Source organism: Streptomyces marokkonensis (assembly GCF_039539045.1).
Classification (GTDB): Bacteria; Actinomycetota; Actinomycetes; order Streptomycetales; family Streptomycetaceae; genus Streptomyces; species Streptomyces marokkonensis.
Map to the genome: position 1 here is coordinate 1 of NZ_BAABCQ010000355.1, position 1,912 is coordinate 1,912.

The window sequence follows — 1,912 nt, forward strand, 5'->3', positions numbered from 1 at the left end:
ACGACTCCCGCGCCAACGACACCAACCCCGCATGCAACTCCGGCTCCAGCCGGAACGACACACTCCCACCCCGGTGCGTGAACACCGCCGGACGAGGACGGTCCGTCGGAATCTCCAACTGGTCCGGCAACCCCGCCAGCCGCTCACGCCAGTAGCCGAGCTGACGCGCCATCTCACTGCCGCCGTCCGACTCCTCACCCAGCAGCTCCCGCTGCCACACCGCGTAGTCGGCGTACTGCACCGGCAACGCCGCCCACCCCGGTGCCTCCCCACGGCACCGCGCCTCGTACGCCACCGCCAGATCCCGCCCCAGCGGACCCAGCGACCACCCGTCCCCCGCGATGTGATGCAACGTCAGGACGAGGAGTGCCTCCTGCTCGCCGACGGAGAACAGGTCGGCGCGCAGCGGGGGTTCGGTGGCCAGGTCGAAGGGGGCGCGGACGGCGGCGGCGACGGCCTCGTCGAGGTCGGCGGCGGGCACGCGCGTGACGCGCAGGGCGCAGGGCGGGGCGGGGTCGAGAATGCGCTGGGCGGGCCGTCCGTCGGGGGCCGGGAAGACGGTGCGCAGGCTCTCGTGGCGGCCCATCACGTCGTCCAGGGCCGCCCGCAGCGCGGTCGCGTCCAGGGCGCCGGTGATCCGCAGACCGAGCGGTATGTGGTAGGTGGGGCTCGGTCCCTCCATCTGGTTGATGAACCAAAGCCGGCTCTGCGCGAACGACAGGGGCGGTTCGCCGCCGCGTTCCGTGCGCCGCAGTTCCGGCCGGCCGGCCCGCTCCGCGTCGTGCAGGAGCGCGGCGAGCCCCGCCGGGCTGGGGTGCTGGAAGAGGCGGCGGATCGGCAGGTCCGCGCCGAGGGTGGAGCGGACGCGGTTGATCAGCCGGGTGCCGAGCAGCGAGTGGCCGCCGAGGTCGAAGAAGTTGTCGGTCGGGTTCACCCGGGACAGGCCGAGGACGTCCGCGAAGAGGGAGCACATGATCTCCTCCTGCGGGGTCCGGGCGGCCCTCCCGGAGCGGGCCACGGGTTCGGCGTCTGGCAGGGAGCGCCGGTCGAGCTTGCCGTTGGCGGTGCGCGGCAGGGCGTCCAGGAGGGTGAGGGTGGCGGGCACCATGTACTCGGGCAGGCGCTCGCGCAGGTAGGGGCGCAGTGCCTGGGCCAGTGCCGGGTCGCCGCCCGAGCGCAGCGGGTCGTTGGTGAGCGCGGTCCCGGTGGGGTCCGCCCCGGCGGGGGCCGGGGGGCACAGGTCGGCGTAGAGGGGGTCGGGGCCCTCGGTCACGGGCGTGAACACGGCGTCCAGGCTCGCGGCGGGGCCGGTGGCCGACCAGCCGAGGCTGAGGCGGTACCCGTGCCGCCGGGCCAGTGCCGCCAGTCCGGCGGGGTCGGGCACGTCCGCTTCGGCCGGCCGGGACAGGGCGGCGTGGGCGGTACGGGGGTCGGCACCGTCGCCGAGCAGGCGTTCGGCCTCCAGTTCACCCGCGAGACGGGCGTTGGGCAGGGCGGTGACGCGCACAGGGGTGCCGCGGTCCAGCAGGGCGGCGAGCCCTTCGGTGCCGGTGACGTCGCTGCCCCAGACCAGGGCGGGCAGGTCCGCCGCCCTGGGGGTGGTGCCGTCGGCCGTGTGCAGGACAACGTCGTAGCGGTGGCGGGTGAGTTCGTTGTGGTGTGCGCCGCTCTTGACGCGTACGTCGACGGCGTCGAGGGCGGGCACGGCGCGGTGCAGGGCGGCGAAGAAGGCGGGGGCGAAGAGGAGTTCCCGTTCCGCGGTGACGCCCCGGGCGACGGCGGCCCGCAGGGCCTCGGCGTCGGTGCTCTCCCCGGTGCGGGCGGCGCGCTCCAGCTCCACGGCGGTGCGCAGGGTGTGGTGGTGGCGCAGGTCGCGTACGTCGCCGACGAAGACCCGGCCGCCGGGTGCGAG

The 1,912-nt window shown here is 75.3% G+C and carries 1 protein-coding gene; it reads right to left on the reverse strand.

Annotated elements, in window-relative coordinates; translation table 11 throughout:
- On the reverse strand, positions 1–1,912 hold a 1,912-nt coding region (locus ABEA26_RS35815; protein WP_345598231.1), incomplete at both ends, for a condensation domain-containing protein.